Genomic DNA, 18,162 nt, shown 5'->3' on the forward strand with positions numbered 1-18,162 from the left:
ATCCTCAGTCCCCTACAGCCAGTTCTTCACGGTCTCGATGAGCCTGGCCGGTTCCCGGCCGACCGGAACGACGTTGAGCATGGTGACGCCCGCCGCCCGGAACGCCTCGACGCGCTCCCGGACGTAACTCTCCGGCCCGCACAGCGACATGAGCTCGCAGAACTCGTCGGGGACGGCGGCCTCCGCCTCCTTCTTCCGGCCCGCGAGGTAGAGGTCCTGGATCCTGGCGGCCTCCTCCTCGTAGCCGTAGGCGACGGCGAGGTCGTTGTAGAAGTTCTTCCCCTTCGCCCCCATCCCGCCGACGTACAGGGCGATCTGCGGGCGCGCCAAGTCCCGTGCGGCCGCGGCGTCCTCGCCGATGGCCAGGAGTCCGCCGGCGACGGTTTCCAGCGGGCCGAGGGCGGGGTCGCGGTGCGCCGCGCCCTGCGCGAGGGCGCTGCCCCACACCCGGTCCGCCTTCTCGGGCAGGAAGAGGGTGGGCAGCCAGCCGTCGGCGATCTCGGCGGTGAGCCGCACGTTGGCGGGGCCGAGCGAGGCCACGTACACCGGGATGTTGTCGCGCACCGGGCGGGTGAGGATCTTCAGCGGCTTGCCGAGCCTGCCGCCCTTCTCCTTCGGGAGCGGCATGTCGGTGATGCCGTGGTGGTCGATGACCTCGCGCCGCCAGATCCGGCGGCACAGCTCGACCGTCTCGCGGGTGCGGCCGAGGGGCTTGTCGTACGGCTTGCCGTGCCAGCCCTCGACGACCTGCGGTCCTGACGCGCCGAGGCCGAGGAGCGCCCGCCCGCCGGAGATCGCGTCGAGTCCGGCGGCGGTCTGGGCGATGAGGGCGGGGGTGCGCGAGTAGACGTTGAGGATGCCCGCGCCGATCTTCATCCGGGTCGTACGGGCGGCCAGATAGCCCATGACCGTGGGCGAGTCGAAGCCGTACGCCTCGGCCACCCAGACGGCGTCGAGCCCGGCGGACTCCAGTTCGGCGACCTGGTCGCAGGCCTCGCGGGGATCGGCCGCGTAGCTCAACGGGACGGAGATCTCCATCAGTTGACCTCTCCCTCTGTTCCGTCCGGGTGCCCCTTCGCGAGGCTCGGTACGCCCCACTCGTCGGCCACATCGGCCGTGTCGGCGCCCGGCAGCGCGGGCCCCCGGTGGATCCCGCCAGGGGTTCCGGAGAAGCGCGGTGCGGGTGCGGGCTGGATGACGCCGTCGTGCTCGACGTACGTGGAGCGGGCCGCGAGGTGCGGGTGGTGCGGGGCCTCGCGCATGGAGAGCACCGGCGCCACGCAGGCGTCGGACGCCTCGAAGACCGCCGTCCACTCCTGACGGGTGCGCTCCTTGAAGCGGGCGGCGATGGTCTCGCGCAGGTCGCCCCAGCGGGCGAGGTCGCCGCGCTCGGGTGCGGTGCCGGTGATGCCGAGCAGTTCGGTGAACTCCGCGTAGAACTGCGGCTCCAGCGCCCCCACCGCCATGTGCTGCCCGTCGGAGGTCTCGTACGTCCCGTAGAACGGGCAGCCCCCGTCGAGGAGGTTCGAGCCGCGCCGGTCCTGCCAGCCGCCGGCCGCGAGCATGGCGTGCAGCATGGTCGCGAGGTGGCTGGCGCCGTCCACGATCGCCGCGTCGACGACCTGGCCCGCACCCTCGGGCGTACGGGCGTGCTGGAGCGCGGCGAGGAGGCCGATGACCAGGTAGAGCGAGCCGCCCGCGTAGTCGCCGACCAGGTTGACGGGGACGGTCGGCGGCTCGTCCGGCTTGCCGATCATGCCGAGAGTGCCGGTGAGAGCGAGGTACGAGATGTCGTGTCCGGCCCGCTGGGCGAGCGGCCCCTCCTGGCCCCAGCCGGTCATCCGCCCGTAGACCAGCTTCGGGTTGCGGGCGAGGCAGGCGTCGGGGCCGACGCCGAGGCGTTCGGCGACGCCGGGGCGGTAGCCCTCGATGAGGATGTCGGCGCGCTCGACGAGGTCGAGGACCTGTCCCGGCCCCGCCGGATCCTTGAGGTTGACGAGGACGGAGCGCTTGTTGCGGTTGGTGAGGTCGTGCGCGGGGTCGACGCCGAGCCCCGCGCCGCCCGGCCGGTCCACCCGTACGACATCGGCGCCCAGGTCCGCGAGGCACATCGCGGCGAACGGGCCGGGGCCGATGCCGGCCAGCTCCACCACGCGCACTCCGGCGAGGGGTCCCCGCGGGGCCCCGTTGTCCGTGCCTGCTGTCCTTGCCATCAAGCCCCCAGCACTGTGACACAACTGATGTAACAGCAGTGATGCTAAGAACGTGTTCCACTCTGCACAAGCCCCTTGGCCGAGCAAGCGCTTAGTCTTTCGCCTACCTTTCCCGAGCTGCACCCGACGACTGGAGGAACCGCATGCCGCGTCCGTACGACATCGTGCTCTTCGGAGCGACCGGCTTCGTGGGCGAACTGACGGCGGAGTACCTGGCCGCACACGCTCCGGCGGGCTGCCGCTGGGCTCTCGCCGGCCGCTCGCCCGCCAAGCTGGAGCGGCTGCGGGAGCGACTGAGCAAGATCGACCCGGCCTGCGCCGAACTGCCGCTGCTGCGCGCGGACTCCGACGACCCGGCGTCGCTCCGCGAACTCGCCCGCAGCACAAGGGTGTTGGCGACGACGGTCGGCCCCTACCTGCAGTACGGGGAGGGCCTGGTCGCGGCGTGCGCGGAGGCGGGCACGGACTACGCGGACCTGTGCGGGGAGCCGGAGTTCCTGGACCGGATGTACGTGGCGTACGACGGGGTGGCCCGGCGGAGCGGGTCCCGGATGGTGCACGCGTGCGGCTTCGACTCCGTACCGCACGACCTGGGTGCGTACTTCACGGTGCGTCAGCTGCCGGAGGGCGTGCCGCTGCGGGTCGACGGATACGTGACGACCGGGGCGCGCTTCTCCGGGGGTACGTTCGCCTCGGCGCTGGGGGCGATGGGGCGCGGGCGGCAGATGCTACGGGCGGCGCAGCAGCGGCGTGCGGCGGAACCCCGGCCGGAGGGGCGCCGGGTACGGGCCCCGCTCGGCGTACCGCACCGCAGCGGCGAACTGGCCGCCTGGGCAGTCCCCCTGCCGACCATCGACGCGCAGGTGGTGGAACGGTCGGCGGCGGCGCTGGAGCGGTACGGGCCCGACTTCCGCTACCGGCACTTCGCAGCGGTGAAGTGGCTGCCGGTCGCGGTGGGCGGGGCGCTCGCGGCGGGCTCGGTGGTGGCGGCGGCCCAGGTGCCGGCGGTGCGGCGGCGGCTGGGTGCGCTGGTCGCGCCGGGTACCGGTCCTGACGAGGCGCGGCGGGAGCGGAGCTGGTTCACCGTGCGGTTCGTCGGGGAGGGCGGCGGACGGCGGGTGTTCACCGAGGTGTCGGGCGGCGACCCCGGGTACGGCGAAACGGCGAAGATCCTCGCGGAGTCACTGCTCTGCCTCGCCTTCGACGAACTGCCCGGGACGGCGGGGCAGGTGACGTCGACGGTGGCGATGGGCGATGCGCTGCTGGAGCGGCTGCGGGAAGCGGGAATCCGGTTCCGGGTGGCGGCCGTCCGCTGATCGAGAGTGTCCGCGGACCGCTGGGGGTTCGCGGACCGCTGGGTGTTCGCTGGTCAGCCGGATATCCAGCCCGAGATCGTGTAGATCATGCCGCCGGTCCAGCCCAGCATCGCCAGCACGCCGACGAGCACGGTCACCGCCATCCGTCGGCCCGCCCGGTGGACGGTGACGGACTCGAAGTAGTCGGGGCCTGCGGGCGTGGTGCGTGCGCTCATGTTCATGCTCATGTGATCACCCTGTCCCGAAAGTTTGCTTTCATCATTCGTACGCCTACTCGGTTACGTGCCTGTTGCATCGGCCTCGGCCGTCGCCTCCGCCAGGGCCCGTCTGCACAGCGAGTCCGCGCGGCGGGTGGTCTCCGGCTGGCGGAAGGCGGCGGCCAGTCGCAGCGTGTGCGCACACGCGTTGTCGAGGGTGACTCGGTGGCCGACGGACACGAAGACGGGCTTCACGCCTGCCTGGGTGCGCAGGGCGCGGCCGACCTCCGTGCCGTCGGCCTCGTCGCGGAGGGGCGAGGAGTCCCCACGCCGCAGGCCCGGTTGCTCGTACACGAACGTGAAGGGGTTCTTCGCGACGCCGAGGGTGGGGAGCCCGGTCAGTACGCCGAGGTGGCTGGCCAGTCCGAAGCGGCGCGGGTGGGCCAGTCCGTACCCGTCGCAGACGATCAGGCCGGGGTCCGTGCGGAGCCTGCCGAGGGCGGCCAGCACCGTCGGCATCTCGCGGAACGCCAACAGGCCCGGTACGTAGGGGAACGCGACCCGTCCGGTGGCCGTGGTCTCCTCCACCACCGCGAGGGTCTCGGCGTCGAGGACGACGGCAGCGGCGACGACGAGGTCACGGGCGTCGTCGTACGCGACGTCGACACCGGTGACGTGGCCGGTGCCTGGCGGCGGTCCCGGCTCGTCCAGGACGACCCTGGTGCGGAGTTCGTCCTGGACGGCGCGGGCGGCGGCCTCGTCCGTCGGGGTGGTGTGGGGCGTGTGGTTCATCGTGTTCGCCACTGTAGGACGTGGGTCTGACAGTGGTGTGTGGAGGGGCTGGCGCGGTCGGTACGCTGGCGATCATGTTCGTACTTGAGTTGACCTATACCGCGCCCGTCGAGCAGGTGGACGCGCTGATGACCGATCACGTGGCGTGGCTGGACGCGCAGTACGCGGCGGGGGTCTTCCTGGCCTCCGGCCGGAAGCAGCCGCGGGACGGCGGGGTGATCCTGGCGGTCGCGGGGTCGCGGGCGGAGATCGAGGTGCTGGCGGCGTCGGACCCGTTCACCCTGGGTGGGGTGTGTGAGTACCGGATCACGGAGTTCGTGGCGACGAAGACGGCGGAGGGGCTGGCTCCTTACCGGCAAGCACCGGTCGCTTAGGCGCGTGCGGTCGGGGTGGGGCGTGCCGCAGTTGGGGGCCGCCCCCTTGCCCACCCGTCCCGCCCCCGGGGGGCGGCCCCGCTGCCCAAGAGGGCTAGGGGGCTAAGGGGGCAGGCAGTTAGGGGCGCGGGGAACTGCGCGATCAGCCACGACGCACCCGCACAACGCCCACCGGCCCTGCGGCCAGCCACGACGCAGCCGCACGAAGACCACGCGCCCGCCCCGGCGGACCCGTCACCCCCTCAGAACTCCAGCCGTGCCACGCGGCCCTTCTCTCCGGACGCCCAGCACCCGAAGTCCGCCGCGCAGTTCACCGTGTCGTACGAGCCGGCGTCGATCTTCCGCCACGAGCGCCCCGCGTTCAGCGTCACGTCCGTGCCCGTCGGGCCGACGGAGAGGGCCACCGACCGGCTGTGCGGCAGCCAGGCGACACCGGAGCGGTACTCCGTCGGCGGAGTCGTGGACCGTTGCCACGTCCGACCGCCGTCGGCCGTGATCGCCGCCGCGTCCGGCGACGCCTGCCCCGCCCGGTAGTCGCCGCCGACCGCGATCCCGTGCGTACGGTCCCGGAAGGCGACTCCGAAGACGCCCCGCGCCGGATCCCCCGCCGGGATCGAGAGGTCCGTCGCCCGCCAGGTCAGACCGCGGTCCGCCGAGTGCAGCACCCGGCCCCGCGAGGCCCCGCCCGTGGCCAGCCACACGTCCCGCGGCCCGTTGCTGACCAGACACTGCCCGCTCGCCGCGAATCCGGCCTCGCCGGGCAGCGCCTCCGGCATCCCCTTGTCCGGGAGGACCTTCCAGGACTTGCCGCCGTCCGCGGTGGACAGGATGCGGTACTTGCCGTCGACCGGGTCGCTCATCGCGAGACCGTTGCGCCGGTCGAAGAAGGTCAGGCAGTCGTAGAAGGCCTTGGGGTCGGGGTTGCGGAAGGTCTCCTTCCAGGTCCGCCCGGCGTCCTCCGTGCGGTACGTCCGGGACGCCTCGCCCTCGCCGATGGCGAGCACCACCGCGCGCCGCCCGTCGAACGCCTCGATGTCCCGGAACTCCAGTTCGCCCGCTCCGGGCGGCGACACGTTCGCCCAGCTGCGGCCCCCGTCGGCGGTGCGCAGCACGGTGCCCTTGGAGCCGGCCACCCACGCGGTGTGCCGGTTCACCGCCGCGAGGCCCCGGAAACGTACGTCCGTCACGCCTGTGTCCTTGAGCCGCCACCCGGAAGGAGTGTGCGCACTCCCCTCGGCCGGAACCGGCACCGCGACCGGCGCGGCAATCGGCACTGATCCCGCCGCCTGTGCCGGAGCCGCGCCCAGTGCCGCCGCCACCGCCCCCGCGCTCAGTCCCACGGCCATCACACGTCTCGTCTTCCCCATACCCCTCATGGCGCTGGAAGCTAGCGGACCGGACTGCTGTCGTCCAGAGTGCGGCCAGGGTCACCCGTTCCTATGGTGGGCACAGACCGTGGGCCCCGATGATGGGCCCGGTGGGTCCAGAGCCGAGGAGGCGACGGGATGGCAGTCGAGATCATCGACGCGCAGGACGCGGGCCGCTACGAGGCCCGGGTGGACGGATCGGACCGCACGGCGGGCATCTCTCAGTACATCCGTACGCCCGAACTCGTCGCCTTCGTGCACACCGAGGTCGTACCCGACTTCGAGGGGAAGGGCGTCGGCGCCTCGCTCGTCCGGCAGTCGCTGGACGAGGCGCGGGCCTCGGGGCTGCGGGTGCTGGCGGTCTGCCCGTTCTACTCGGGCTGGATCCAGCGCCACCCGGAGTACCAGGACCTGCTCTACCAGGCCCGCAGCTCGGTCACGGACTGACGGCGGGGAGCCCGGCCATGAACACGAGCGACAGCGGCGAACGGCCGAAGGACAGTGACAGCAGCGAACGGCCGAAGGTCAAGGAGTACCCGGGCGAGCAGGTCGACGTGACCTTCGACCCCGGTCGTTGTCTGCACGCGGCCGAGTGCGTACGGGGCCTCCCGGAGGTCTTCGATCTGAAGAAGCGTCCCTGGATCGCCCCGGACGCCGCCCCGCCCGAGCGGGTCTCCGAGGTGATCGGACGCTGCCCGAGCGGCGCCCTGCAGTACCGGCTGCGGGACGGGCCGGCCGAGACCGGCGAGAGCCCGACGGTGGTCGTCCGCAATGCGGCGGGCCAGTTGCTGCTCCGGGGAGAACTGAGGGTCGACGGTTCACACGGTCCGCACCATGAGACACGGGTGATCCTGTGTGGCTGCGGTGCCAGCGGGAACCAGCCGTACTGCGACCACTCGGGCACCGAGTGCGGGGCCGGGTAGGACGCGCCGTGCTGCGAACACGCAGGTGTCCGCGGCTCGACGTGAGTGCGGCCCGAGCCGGGTGATGCAGCTCACGCCCGGTTCGTGTGCACGGAATCGCGCGTTCCTACGTCTTCCGGGGCGGCAGGACGCATCCACCGAGCATGAGAGGTGCTGGCCTTGTCCACCGTCATCGAGCAGGCCGTGCAGGCCCGTCTGATCTCTACCGCGCCGCAGCTGGAGAACGTCCCCGCGACGCTGAGCTACGACCGCACGGACCCCTTCGCCGTCCACATGACCTTCCCTCCCCCGGCGACCCTGGAGGGCATCGAGGTGGTGTGGACCTTCGCCCGGGACCTGCTCGCCACCGGTCTTGAGGAGGAGGCCGGCGTCGGTGACGTACAGCTGCGGCCGTACGGATTCGGGCGGACCGTGCTGGAGCTGCATGCCGCGGAGGGGGTGGCGATGGTGCACATCAGGACCTCCGAGCTGCGGCGCTTCCTGCGCCAGACGCAGGAGCTGGTGCCGCAGGGGACCGAGCACCGGTTCCTGGACGTCGACCAGGACCTGGTGCAGCTGCTCAGCAGCTGAGGGGCGGGGCCGGGCTCCGCACCCCGGGCTCCGCACCCCGCACTCCGCGCCGACAGAAGATCGAAAAACATTTGCGTCCGTCGGATCGGCGGGCGTAACGTTCCTCTCGCCCTGTTGTCGTCGAATGGAGAAGGACGTTGCTCGTCTGAGGTCCGGGACACCGTGCCGCGAGGCAGCCACCCATGAGTGGTCTGCGACTTTCCGCGTGCCGTGTGCGACCTCGGCGTTCGAGCCGTCTTCTGCCGCTCGGGGCTTCTCTTCTCCGCCGTCATTGCCCTGACACGAGTGTCATCGCCCTGACGCGAGGTCCGCACGTCTTCGGTGTCTCCACCAGTTGCCCAAGAACCACTCACCGCAACCTGGAGGCCCTTATGTCTACCCACCCCTCTGCACAGCCCCTGAGCACGTCGCTCACCTGCACCGCCCTCTCCTTCGCCTGGCCCGACGGCACCCCCGTGTTCGAGGACTTCCAGATCGCCGTGGGACCCGGCCGCACCGGCCTCATCGGGGTCAACGGATCGGGGAAGTCGACCCTGCTGAAGCTCTTCGCCGGGGAGCTCGCCCCGACCGGCGGCAAGGTGAAGGCCGCGGGCAGCATCGGGTACCTGCCGCAGAACCTGGTGCTCGACACCGGCCTGCGCGTCGACGAGGCCCTGGAGATCGCCGACAAGCGCGCCGCGCTGCACGCCATCGAGGCCGGGGACGCCAGCGAGGAGAACTTCACCGCGATCGGCGACGACTGGGACGTGGAGGAGCGCGCACTGGCCACGCTCGGCGAGCTCGGCCTCGGCCACATCGGTCTGGACCGCACCATCGGAGAGGTGTCCGGCGGTGAGTCCGTACTGCTGCGGCTGGCCGCCCTGCTGCTGCGCCGGCCCGACGTACTGCTGCTCGACGAGCCGACGAACAACCTCGACCTGTATGCCCGACAGCGGCTGTACGACGCCGTGTCGGCCTGGTCCGGAGTGCTCGTCCTGGTCAGTCACGACCGGGAGCTCCTGGAGCGGGTCGACCAGATCGCCGATCTGCGCGACGGCGAGGTCCGCTGGTACGGCGGGACCTTCTCCGAGTACGAGGCGGCGCTGGCCGTCGAGCAGGAGGCCGCGACACGCATGGTGCGCGTCGCCGAGGCCGATGTGCAGAAGCAGAAGCGCGAACTGTCCGAGGCCCGGATCAAGTTGGCGAAGCGCAAGAAGTACGGGCAGAAGATGAACGACCAGAAGCGCGAGCCGAAGATCGTGATGGGACTGCGCAAGCGCGCCGCCCAGGAGTCGGCGGGCAAGCACCGGATCATGCACACCGAGCGGCTGAAGGAGGCGCGCGAACGGCTCGGCGAGGCCGAGGAGTTGGTGCGCGAGGACGCGGAGGTCCGCATCGAGCTGCCGTACACCACGGTCCATCCCGGGCGCGAGGTGCTGTACGTACGGAACCTGGAAATGCCGTACGGGGCGCGCCTGGACGGGGAGTTCGAGCTGCGCGGACCCGAGCGGGTCGCGCTGACCGGGCGCAACGGGGCGGGCAAGACCACCCTGCTGCGCACGGTCGCCGGGCAGCTTGAGCCGGTGTCGGGACTGGTGGAGACGAAGGTCACGACGCGTTTCCTGCCGCAGCGGCTCGACGTCCTGGACGACTCCCTGACCGTCGCGCAGAACGTGGCGCTGCTCGCGCCTTCGGCGACGAACAACCTGATCAGGGCGCGGCTGGCGCGCTTCCTGTTCAAGGGCGCCAAGGCGGACCAGGCGGTGGGCACCCTGTCGGGCGGCGAGCGCTTCCGGGCGACCCTGGCGGCGCTGCTGCTCGCGGATCCCGCGCCGCAGCTGCTGATGCTGGACGAGCCGACGAACAACCTCGACATGGCGAGCGTGCGGCAGCTGACCGAGGCGCTGCAGGCGTACGAGGGGGCGCTGATCGTGGCGAGCCACGACGAGCCGTTCCTGGAGTCGATCGGCATCACGCGGCGGCTGGTTCTGGGGGCGGAGCCGGAGCCTTCCGCGGAGGCCGAAGAGGAGTCGACGGAGGTCGAGAACGTGGGCTAATACCCGACAGGAGGTGTCTGGTATCGCTTCTACCGTCGATGTCATGGCATCGAACATCGTGGTCACGGGCGCGCGGGAGAACAACCTCCGGGATGTCTCCCTCGCCCTCCCCAAAGGCAGGATCACCGTCTTCACCGGCGTTTCGGGCTCCGGCAAGTCCTCCGTCGTCTTCGACACCATCGCGGTCGAGTCGCAGCGCCAGCTCAACGAGACCTTCACCTGGTTCCTCCGCAACCGGCTGCCGAAGTACGAACGGCCGCTGGTGGACGCGATCGACGACCTGTCGGTGGCGATCGTCGTCGACCAGAAGCCGATCGGCGGCAACGTCCGCTCCACCGTCGGCACGATGACCGACATCTACTCGGTGATCCGGGTGCTGTTCTCCCGGTACGGGGTCCCGAGCGCCGGGCCCGCGACGGCGTACTCGTTCAACGACCCCAGCGGCATGTGCACCACCTGCGACGGGGTCGGCCGTACGGTCCGTCTCGACCTCGACCGGGCGATCGACTGGTCGAAGTCGCTCAACGGCGGCGCACTGCGGGTGCCGGGCTCGTCCGTGGGCAGCTGGCAGTGGAAGCTCTACGCCCACAGCGACCTCTTCGACCCGGACAAGCCGCTGTGCGAGTACGGACCCGAGGAGCGTGCCCGGCTACTGTACGGGGCGCGGGGCGCGGACGGCACCAAGGTGGCGCTGCGGATGAGGTCCGGCACGGTGGAGGTGGACTCCGAGGGGCTGGTCAACCGCTTCGAGCGGCTCTTCCTGAAGCGGGACACCGGCTCCCTGTCCGCCAAGTCGCGTGAGGCGGCTGCCGAGTTGACCGTCGAGGGCGTATGCGGGAGCTGCGCGGGGGCACGGCTGAACGAGGCCGCCCTGAAGTCCAGGATCGACGGTCTCTCGGTACGGGACTACGTCTCCATGGAGGTCGTCGACCTGGTGCAGGTGCTGGGCCGGATCGACGACCCGGTGGCGGCACCGATCGCGGCCGCCGCGCGGGAGCGGCTTGAGCGCCTGGTGGGGATCGGGCTCGGGTATCTGAGCCTGGACCGGGAGACCACGACGCTGTCCGGCGGCGAGGGCCAGCGGCTCAAGATGGTGCGGCACCTGGGGAGTTCGCTGACCGGGCTGACGTACATCTTCGACGAACCGAGCGTGGGCCTGCACCCGCGGGACGTGGGGCGGCTGAACGATCTGCTGGTGCGTCTGCGGGACAAGGGCAACACGGTGCTGGTGGTGGAGCACGACCCGGACGTGATGGCCATCGCCGACCATGTGGTGGACATCGGCCCCGGCGCGGGCACGGACGGCGGTCTCGTCGTCTTCGAGGGTCCTGTGGACCGGCTGCGCGCGGCGGACACCCCGACCGGGCGGTGTCTGCGCCGGCGCACCCCGCTCAAGGAGGCGTTCCGCTCCCCCACCGGGTGGCTGCCGGTCACCGGGGCCGACCTGCACAACCTCAAGGGCGTCGACACCGCCTTCCCGACCGGGGTGCTCACGGTGGTGACGGGGGTGGCGGGCTCGGGAAAGTCGACGCTGGTGTCGGAGGTGTTCACCGCCGCGCACCCGGAGGCGATCGTCATCGACCAGGGGGCGATCGGGGTGTCGTCGCGGTCCACCCCGGCGACGTACGTCGGCGTCATGGACGTGATCCGCCGGACGTTCGCCAGGGAGAACGGGGTGGACGTGTCCCTCTTCTCCTTCAACTCGGCCGGTGCGTGCGGGAGTTGTTCCGGCCGGGGCATTCTCTGCACCGACCTCGCCTTCATGGACCCGGTGACGACGGTGTGCCCGGTGTGCGAGGGCCGGCGCTTCCAGGACGAGGTGCTGGAGCACCGGGTGGACGGGATGTCGATCGTGGACGTGCTGGAGATGCCGGTGGCGCGGGCTCTCGCATTCTTCGAAGATCCGTTGATCGTGGGGAAGCTGGCGACCCTGCACGAGGTCGGCCTTGGCTATCTGACCCTCGGTCAGCCGTTGAGCTCGCTGTCCGGCGGCGAGCGGCAGCGCATCAAGCTGGCCACCCGACTGCACCGGACGGGCAGCGTCTACGTCCTGGACGAGCCGACGACGGGGCTGCACATGGCTGACGTCGACACCCTGGTGGCGCTGCTCGACCGGCTGGTGGACGCCGGGAACTCGGTGATCTGCGTCGAGCACAACCTGGACGTGGTCAAGCGTGCGGACTGGGTGATCGACCTGGGCCCCGACGGCGGGAAGCACGGTGGCGAGGTCATGTTCGAGGGAACACCGAGCGACCTGATGCAACATCAGAAATCATTCACCGCAGAGCACTTGCGCCAACACCTCCACTCCCCGACGGCCCACTGACGCCCCCCATAGGGGCGCGGGGCCGTACTGGATCTGCGGCTCCGCCGCGCGGGCGCGACCAGCCACGACGGCGCCGCAGCTGAACAACGGCACCTCGCGGCACATCCAGCGGAGCGCTAGAGCGCTAGAGCGCCCGAAGCCGGGCCTGCGTGCCCTCCAGTTCGGCCTGGAGGGCGCTCCCGGCGGCGTCGGCATCCCCCCGCACCACCGCTTCCACCAGCTCCTCATGACCCGCCTCCCCGCAGCCTCGGTCCTGCGTGCGCAGCCCGGTCAGTTCGACCATGTCGATCAATCCGGCCCGCAGCACCGGGCGGAACTCCGCGAACAGCGAGCTGAGGACGGGGTTGTGCGCGGCGTCGACGACCACGGCGTGCAGGGCGATGTCCGCGTCGACGAATGCGGCGTCTCCCCCGCCCACCGCCGCACGCCGTGCCGCCATGGCCGCCCGGAGCGCGGTGACGTCGTCCTCGGTGCGGCGTTCGGCGGCGAGCCCGGCCGCCTGGACCTCGACCAGCATCCGCACCTCGTACACATCGGTGATCGCAGCCCTGCGCAGGCGGGTCGGCCAGTCCTCCTCGGGTTCGGTGGCGATGACGAAGACGCCGGAGCCCTGGCGGGCCCGCAGCAGCCCTGCCTCGGACAGGGCGCGCAGCGCCTCGCGGACGGTGGAGCGGCCGACACCCAGGGTCTTGGCGAGGGTCGTCTCGCCGGGGATCTTGGTGCCGACCGGCCAGTGGCCCCCGGTGATCTGCGCGCGCAGCTGCGCAATGGCCTGTTCCACCAAGGGGGTTGGGCGGAGGGCGCCGAGCGTCATGGATTTCACCTGTCAGGTTGTCTGAGGACTTGAGTGTGGTTAGTGTAGCCGCCATGCGATTTCGCGGGCTTCTTCTTCTCGGTTGCCGCGGCGGGGCCTGAACGACCGGCACCCCGCCGCGGGGTGCCGTGCTGCCGGTCGGCCGACCTGGACGACCGAAGGAATCTCCCGACCGTGAGCGTGACCGTGCACACCTGGAATCCGCAACAGCCCAGTCCCATGCCGTCCCACCGCTATCGTCCGGCCCACGAGCGCGTTTGTGTACCGCTGGCCGACGCCGACCGTTCCTGGCCCACCCGCCGCATCGAGCGGGCCCCGCTGTGGGTTCCGGTCGATCTGCGCGACGGCAACCAGGCCCTGGCCGAACCGATGGACACCGGCCGCAAGCGCAAGCTCTTCGATCTGCTCGTCGCCATGGGCTACAAGGAGATCGAGATCGGCTACCCGTCCGCGAGCCGCACCGACTTCGATTTCGTACGACACCTGGCGACCAGCGGCGCCGTGCCCGACGACGTGACCACGGTGGTCTTCACACCGGCCCGCCGCGACCTCATCGAGCGCACCTTCGAGTCGGTCGAGGGGCTGCCGCACACGGTCGTCCACCTCTACACGGCCACCGCTCCGACCTGGCGCGACACCGTCCTGGGCCGGTCCAGGGCCGAGGTCCACGCGCTGATCCGGGAGGGCGCGACGGATGTGCTGCGGCTCGCGGAACAGCGGCCCGGCGCCGACATCCGGTTCCAGTTCTCGCCCGAGGTCTTCAACCTCACCGAGCCGGACTTCGTCCTGGAGGTCTGCAACGGGCTCTCCGAACTGTGGGACGCCTCCCCCGACCGCCCGGTCGTCCACAACCTCCCGGCCACGGTCGAGATCGCCACCCCGAACGTGTACGCCGATCAGATCGAGTACATGCACCGGCACTTGGCGCGACGCGACTCGGTGATCCTCTCCGTGCACCCGCACAACGACCGCGGTACGGGCGTGGCCTGTGCCGAACTCGCCGTGCTGGCGGGGGCGCAGCGCGTCGAGGGCTGCCTGTTCGGCAACGGCGAGCGCACCGGCAACGTCGACCTGGTCACGCTCGCCCTCAACCTGCACACCCAGGGCGTCGATCCGGGCGTCGACCTCTCCGACATCGACGCGGTACGGGAGGTGGTCGAGCACTGCAACCGGCTGCCGGTCCCGGTCCGCCACCCGTACGCCGGCGACCTCGTGCACACCGCGTTCTCCGGCACCCACCAGGACGCCATCAGCAAAGGGCTGGCCGAGCACTCCCGGCGGGCCGCGGCCGAGGGCGTCCCGGAATCCGAACTGCCGTGGTCCGTACCGTACTTGCCGATCGATCCGGCCGACATCGGGCGGTCGTACGAGGCGGTGATCCGGGTCAACAGCCAGTCCGGCAAGGGCGGCATCGCGTACCTGCTGCAGGCCGGTCACGGAGTCGACCTGCCGCGCGGGATGCGGCCCGACTTCTCGAAGGCGGTGCAGCGGGCCACCGACGACAGCGGGCGGGAGGCGAGCACGGAGGAGCTGTGGGAGCTGTTCCGTGCGACGTACCTCTCCCCCGGGGTCGCCGGGGCCGTGTCCGTGCCGTGGTGGGAGACGGCCGAAGTCGGTCCTGGCAGGCACGATTTGGTGTGCGACATCGGCTTCGACGGCGCACCGCCGACCTGCTTCAAGGGTTCCGGGAACGGACCCGTCGCCGCCTTCACCGCAGCCCTCGCGGAGGCGGGCGTCGAGGTCGACATCCTCGGATACGCCGAGCACTCCACCGGCAGCGGCCCCGGCAGCCCGGCCGTGGCGTACGCGGAGTGCCGGATCGACGGGGCCGTGTGGTGGGGTGCGGGGCAGGACACCTCGGTGCTGACGGCGACAATTCGGGCAGTGCTGTCTGCCGTCAACAGGCAGTGGACGGTGCACAAATGACGGAGCATGAGCCCGGCGGACCTGATTCCTCCGAGGTCCTGCGGGTGCGTTCCGTGGATTTCGTCCGGGACGGCCGTCTGCTGCTGGACGGCATCTCGCTGACCGTCCGCCCCGGCGAGCACTGGGCACTGCTCGGGGCCAACGGGGCGGGAAAGACCACCCTGTTGAAGCTGCTCGGCGCGCTGGCCCATCCGACACACGGCAGCGTCGAGGTCCTGGGGCACGAGCTCGGCAGGATCGACCTGCGCCAGCTGCGGACGTACGTCGGCCATGTCGACCCGCGCCACCCGCTGCGCTCGCCGCTGCGGGTGCGGGACGTCGTACTGACGGGCCTCACCAACTCCGTCGAACCGGTGCCCCGTTGGACTCCGACCGATGTCCAGGTGAAGGAGGCCGACCGGCTGATCGCACTCCTCGGCCTGGAGACACGGAGCGAGGCGCGCTGGCCGACGCTGTCGCAGGGCGAGCGGGGCCGGACGCTGGTCGCGCGGGCACTGATGCCCAGCCCGCGCCTGCTGCTGCTCGACGAGCCCGCGACGGGTCTCGACGTGGCGGGACGCGAGCAACTCGTGGACCGGCTCGACGCGTTGGGCGACGCACACCCGGAACTGGCGTCGGTCCTGGTCACCCACCACCTGGAGGAGCTGCCCGCCGGGACGACGCACGCGATGCTGCTGCGCGACGGGAAGTGCCTGGCGTCCGGACCCGTCGCCGATTCCCTGACGAGCGAGCTGGTGGGCGACTGCTTCGCGCGCCCGGTCCGGCTGACGCGGGACGAAGGCAGGTGGAGCGTGCGGACGCGAAGGAGCCGGGTCCTGCTCTGAGTTGTGCCGCTGGGGCGGGCCCGTCGTTCGATACGTTCGAGCGGCGGGCCCGTTCGCATGTGCACCAGGCCCGTTTCGTCGACGTACGTACACGTATCGGAGAAATCGCATGCCCAGCAGGAAAGCCCTGGTCCGCCGCCCGAGCCCGCGTCTCGCCGAGGGGCTGGTGACGCATCTCGAACGGACGCCGGTGGACGTGGAGTTGGCCCACGCGCAGTGGGAGTCGTACGTCGGGGTACTGCGGGCGCACGGCTGGGAGACGGTGGAGGTGGAACCGGCCGACGGCTGCCCGGACGGGGTGTTCGTCGAGGACTCGGTGGTGATGTTCCGCAATGTCGCGCTGATGGGCCGGTCGGGGGCGGCGTCCCGGCGCCCGGAGACGGCAGCCGTGGAGTCGGTGCTGGCGGAGCGGCTCGGGTGTTCGGTGAACCGGGTGCGGGGGCCGGGGACGCTGGACGGCGGGGACGTGCTGAAGGTCGGCTCCACCGTGTACGTGGGGCGGGGCGGGCGGACCAACGCGGAGGGGGTCCGGCAGCTGCGGGCGGCGTTCGAGCCGCTCGGGGCGCAGGTCGTGGTGGTGCCGGTGAGCCGGGTGCTGCATCTGAAGTCGGCCGTGACGGCGCTGCCGGACGGGACGGTCGTGGGGTACGAGCCGCTGGTGGACAGCGTGACGGCGTTTCCGCGCTTCCTCTCCGTGCCGGAGGAGGCGGGCGCGCATGTCGTCGTGCTGGACGGGAACACGGTCCTGATGGCGGCGAGCGCGCCGAAGTCGGCGGAGCTGTTCGCGGATCTCGGCCTCGTACCCGTTCCGGTGGACATCAGCGAGTTCGAAAAGCTGGAGGGCTGCGTGACTTGTCTCTCGGTGCGCCTGCGTGACCTGCATACATAACGGTAGGTAGCGGGACGGAACGGAAGGGGACTTGGCTCCGCGCTCACACCGCGCTTAACCTACGGTCTCGTAACCTACGAAGCCGTAGGTAACCGCCTCGTCCCCATCCCCCTGGAGTACCCGTGACGATCACCTCTCCCCACCTCGGCAGCTCGGAGGCGTGGACCGACGCCAAGCTGCTGTTCGCGCTGGAAGAGGTGGTGGAAAAGGAACTCAACCGCCACCTGAAGGTCACCAAGGACTGGATGCCGCACGAGTACGTGCCCTGGTCGGACGGCCGGAACTTCCCCGGCTTCTTCGAGGACGGCCAGGCCTGGGAGCCCGAGCAGTCCAAGGTCACGGAGATCGGCAAGATCGCGCTCGTCGTGAACCTGCTGACCGAGGACAACCTCCCGAGCTACCACCACGAGATCGCGTCCCTGTTCGGCCGGGACGGCGCGTGGGGCACCTGGGTGCACCGCTGGACCGCCGAGGAGGGCCGGCACGGCATCGTGATGCGCGACTACCTGCTCGCCTCGCGGGCGGTGGACCCGGACAAGCTGGAGCAGTTCCGGATGCAGCACATGAGCGAGGGCTTCGAGTCCGACAACCGGCACTCGATGCTCCACTCGGTGGCGTACGTCGCCTTCCAGGAGCTGGCGACCCGGATCTCGCACCGGAACACCGGCCACCAGTCCGGCGACCCGGTCTGCGACCGGATGCTGGCGCGGATCGCCACGGACGAGAACCTGCACATGGTCTTCTACCGGAACCTGCTGGGCGCCGCCTTCCAGCTCGCCCCCGACCTGACCATGCAGGCCGTGCGGGACGTGGTCGTGAACTTCCGGATGCCGGGACACGGCATGCCGGGCTTCGAGCGGGCCGCGGCGCAGATGGCGATCGGCGGGGTCTACAACATCCGGATCCACCACGACGACGTGATCCAGCCGGTGCTGCGCTTCCTCAAGGTCCTCGACATCGACGGGCTCGGCCCCGAGGGCCTGAGGGCCCAGGAGGAGCTGGGGCTCTACATGGGCGGGCTGGACTCGGAGGCGACGAAGTTCGACGAGAAGCTGGCGGCACGGCTGGCGCGGAAGGCGGCGCGGGCGGCCGGGGCGTAGGGGCTCCGCAGCGGGACGGGCTGCGACACCCGCCTACTCGGTGGGAATCTCCCCGCCTACCCGGTGGGAATCTCCCTCTCGGGCGCCGCGCCCCGGAGGTCCGGATCCGGGTGGTCGCGCAGAGCGGCCACGCGGGCCCGCCACGGGGCCGGCCAGGACGTACGCACTCCGCACGCGCGTGAGGGCCGGCGCCGACAGTCCGGCGCAAGGGCCGCCGTCCGCGGTCGGGCGCTCGGCCTCGGCCTCGGCGGCGCGGACCGATTCGCCGAGCCGGGTCGGCGAGCACGGTCCGCCGCCCGCGCACGTAACGATCCGGGTCGCCGAGGCGGGCAGTGATCCACTTCGCGCCCCGGCCCGCCGAGGCCGCGACGGAGGCGGGGCCGCGCCCGTACGGGCCGCGCCCGGCGAGCCCCTCCAGGAGCGGCCTCAGCCCACCCTCCACCGCCAACTCCCTTACGACCAGGGCACATTGATGCATCCGGGCGGGGTGCGGCA

Annotated in this window: 17 protein-coding genes; 11 read left to right on the plus strand and 6 right to left on the minus strand. The window is 71.2% G+C overall.

What is annotated here, in order from left to right:
• Positions 1-12: 12 nt before the first annotated feature.
• Positions 13-1,038 (minus strand): LLM class F420-dependent oxidoreductase, encoded by a 1,026-nt coding sequence (locus ACH4SP_RS35035; protein ID WP_398421119.1) that lies wholly within the window; start codon positions 1,036-1,038, stop codon positions 13-15.
• Entirely contained in the window at positions 1,038-2,213 is a 1,176-nt protein-coding gene (locus ACH4SP_RS35040) for a CaiB/BaiF CoA transferase family protein (protein ID WP_398421121.1), read from the minus strand. Before ACH4SP_RS35040 ends, ACH4SP_RS35035 begins: the two co-directional genes overlap by 1 nt.
• A gap of 143 nt (positions 2,214-2,356) precedes the next feature.
• Here ACH4SP_RS35040 and ACH4SP_RS35045 point away from each other — a divergent pair, with 143 nt between their 5' ends.
• A complete protein-coding gene (locus ACH4SP_RS35045) occupies positions 2,357-3,529 on the plus strand; it encodes a saccharopine dehydrogenase family protein (RefSeq protein ID WP_398421123.1) in 1,173 nt (390 codons plus the stop codon).
• Positions 3,530-3,582: 53 nt separating this feature from the next.
• Here the strand turns inward: ACH4SP_RS35045 and mmpA are convergent, their stop codons facing one another.
• On the minus strand, positions 3,583-3,756 hold the full coding sequence (gene mmpA, locus ACH4SP_RS35050; RefSeq protein WP_398421124.1) for a morphogenic membrane protein MmpA: 174 nt from the start codon (positions 3,754-3,756) through the stop codon (positions 3,583-3,585).
• 51 nt (positions 3,757-3,807) lie between these two features.
• A complete protein-coding gene (locus ACH4SP_RS35055; RefSeq protein WP_398421126.1) occupies positions 3,808-4,518 on the minus strand; it encodes an endonuclease V in 711 nt (236 codons plus the stop codon).
• Between the two features lie 74 nt (positions 4,519-4,592).
• On the opposite strand from ACH4SP_RS35055, the gene ACH4SP_RS35060 reads away from it, so the two are divergent.
• A complete protein-coding gene (locus ACH4SP_RS35060; protein ID WP_398421128.1) occupies positions 4,593-4,892 on the plus strand; it encodes a YciI family protein in 300 nt (99 codons plus the stop codon).
• 242 nt (positions 4,893-5,134) lie between these two features.
• On the opposite strand, the gene ACH4SP_RS35065 is transcribed toward ACH4SP_RS35060, so the two are convergent.
• The gene (locus ACH4SP_RS35065) at positions 5,135-6,238 is read right to left on the minus strand and encodes a WD40/YVTN/BNR-like repeat-containing protein (protein ID WP_398421130.1); all 1,104 of its coding nucleotides are present in this window, start codon (positions 6,236-6,238) and stop codon (positions 5,135-5,137) included.
• 159 nt (positions 6,239-6,397) lie between these two features.
• On the opposite strand from ACH4SP_RS35065, the gene ACH4SP_RS35070 reads away from it, so the two are divergent.
• The 5 genes from ACH4SP_RS35070 (at position 6,398) to ACH4SP_RS35090 (ending at position 12,114) form a co-directional block, all read left to right on the plus strand.
• Positions 6,398-6,706 carry a GNAT family N-acetyltransferase gene (locus tag ACH4SP_RS35070; RefSeq protein ID WP_398421132.1) on the plus strand — a complete coding sequence of 103 codons (309 nt, stop codon included), beginning with the start codon at positions 6,398-6,400 and terminating at the stop codon, positions 6,704-6,706.
• 17 nt (positions 6,707-6,723) lie between these two features.
• Positions 6,724-7,182, plus strand: coding sequence for a (4Fe-4S)-binding protein (locus ACH4SP_RS35075; RefSeq protein ID WP_398421134.1), 459 nt, complete (start codon positions 6,724-6,726; stop codon positions 7,180-7,182).
• Positions 7,183-7,341: 159 nt separating this feature from the next.
• Entirely contained in the window at positions 7,342-7,752 is a 411-nt protein-coding gene (locus ACH4SP_RS35080; protein WP_398421136.1) for an SsgA family sporulation/cell division regulator, read from the plus strand.
• Between the two features lie 398 nt (positions 7,753-8,150).
• Entirely contained in the window at positions 8,151-9,788 is a 1,638-nt protein-coding gene (locus ACH4SP_RS35085; protein WP_398421228.1) for an ABC-F family ATP-binding cassette domain-containing protein, read from the plus strand.
• Positions 9,789-9,831: 43 nt separating this feature from the next.
• Positions 9,832-12,114 (plus strand): excinuclease ABC subunit UvrA, encoded by a 2,283-nt coding sequence (locus tag ACH4SP_RS35090; RefSeq protein WP_398421138.1) that lies wholly within the window; start codon positions 9,832-9,834, stop codon positions 12,112-12,114.
• A 124-nt stretch (positions 12,115-12,238) separates the two neighbouring features.
• On the opposite strand, the gene ACH4SP_RS35095 is transcribed toward ACH4SP_RS35090, so the two are convergent.
• Positions 12,239-12,928 carry a FadR/GntR family transcriptional regulator gene (locus ACH4SP_RS35095; protein WP_398421140.1) on the minus strand — a complete coding sequence of 230 codons (690 nt, stop codon included), beginning with the start codon at positions 12,926-12,928 and terminating at the stop codon, positions 12,239-12,241.
• Between the two features lie 219 nt (positions 12,929-13,147).
• Here ACH4SP_RS35095 and leuA point away from each other — a divergent pair, with 219 nt between their 5' ends.
• The 4 genes from leuA to ACH4SP_RS35115 all read left to right on the plus strand — a co-directional run bounded on the left by leuA (position 13,148) and on the right by ACH4SP_RS35115 (position 17,667).
• Positions 13,148-14,854, plus strand: coding sequence for a 2-isopropylmalate synthase (gene leuA / locus ACH4SP_RS35100; RefSeq protein WP_398421230.1), 1,707 nt, complete (start codon positions 13,148-13,150; stop codon positions 14,852-14,854).
• Positions 14,851-15,678, plus strand: a complete 828-nt coding sequence (locus ACH4SP_RS35105) for an ABC transporter ATP-binding protein (protein ID WP_398421142.1) — start codon at positions 14,851-14,853, stop codon at positions 15,676-15,678. Before leuA ends, ACH4SP_RS35105 begins: the two co-directional genes overlap by 4 nt.
• 109 nt (positions 15,679-15,787) lie before the next feature.
• Positions 15,788-16,567, plus strand: coding sequence for a dimethylargininase (gene ddaH / locus ACH4SP_RS35110; RefSeq protein WP_398421144.1), 780 nt, complete (start codon positions 15,788-15,790; stop codon positions 16,565-16,567).
• Between the two features lie 122 nt (positions 16,568-16,689).
• On the plus strand, positions 16,690-17,667 hold the full coding sequence (locus tag ACH4SP_RS35115; protein ID WP_398421146.1) for an acyl-ACP desaturase: 978 nt from the start codon (positions 16,690-16,692) through the stop codon (positions 17,665-17,667).
• Positions 17,668-18,162 lie beyond the last annotated feature (495 nt).

Origin of the sequence: Streptomyces sp. NPDC021093 (assembly GCF_044333135.1) — a bacterium.
Classification (GTDB): domain Bacteria; phylum Actinomycetota; class Actinomycetes; order Streptomycetales; family Streptomycetaceae; genus Streptomyces.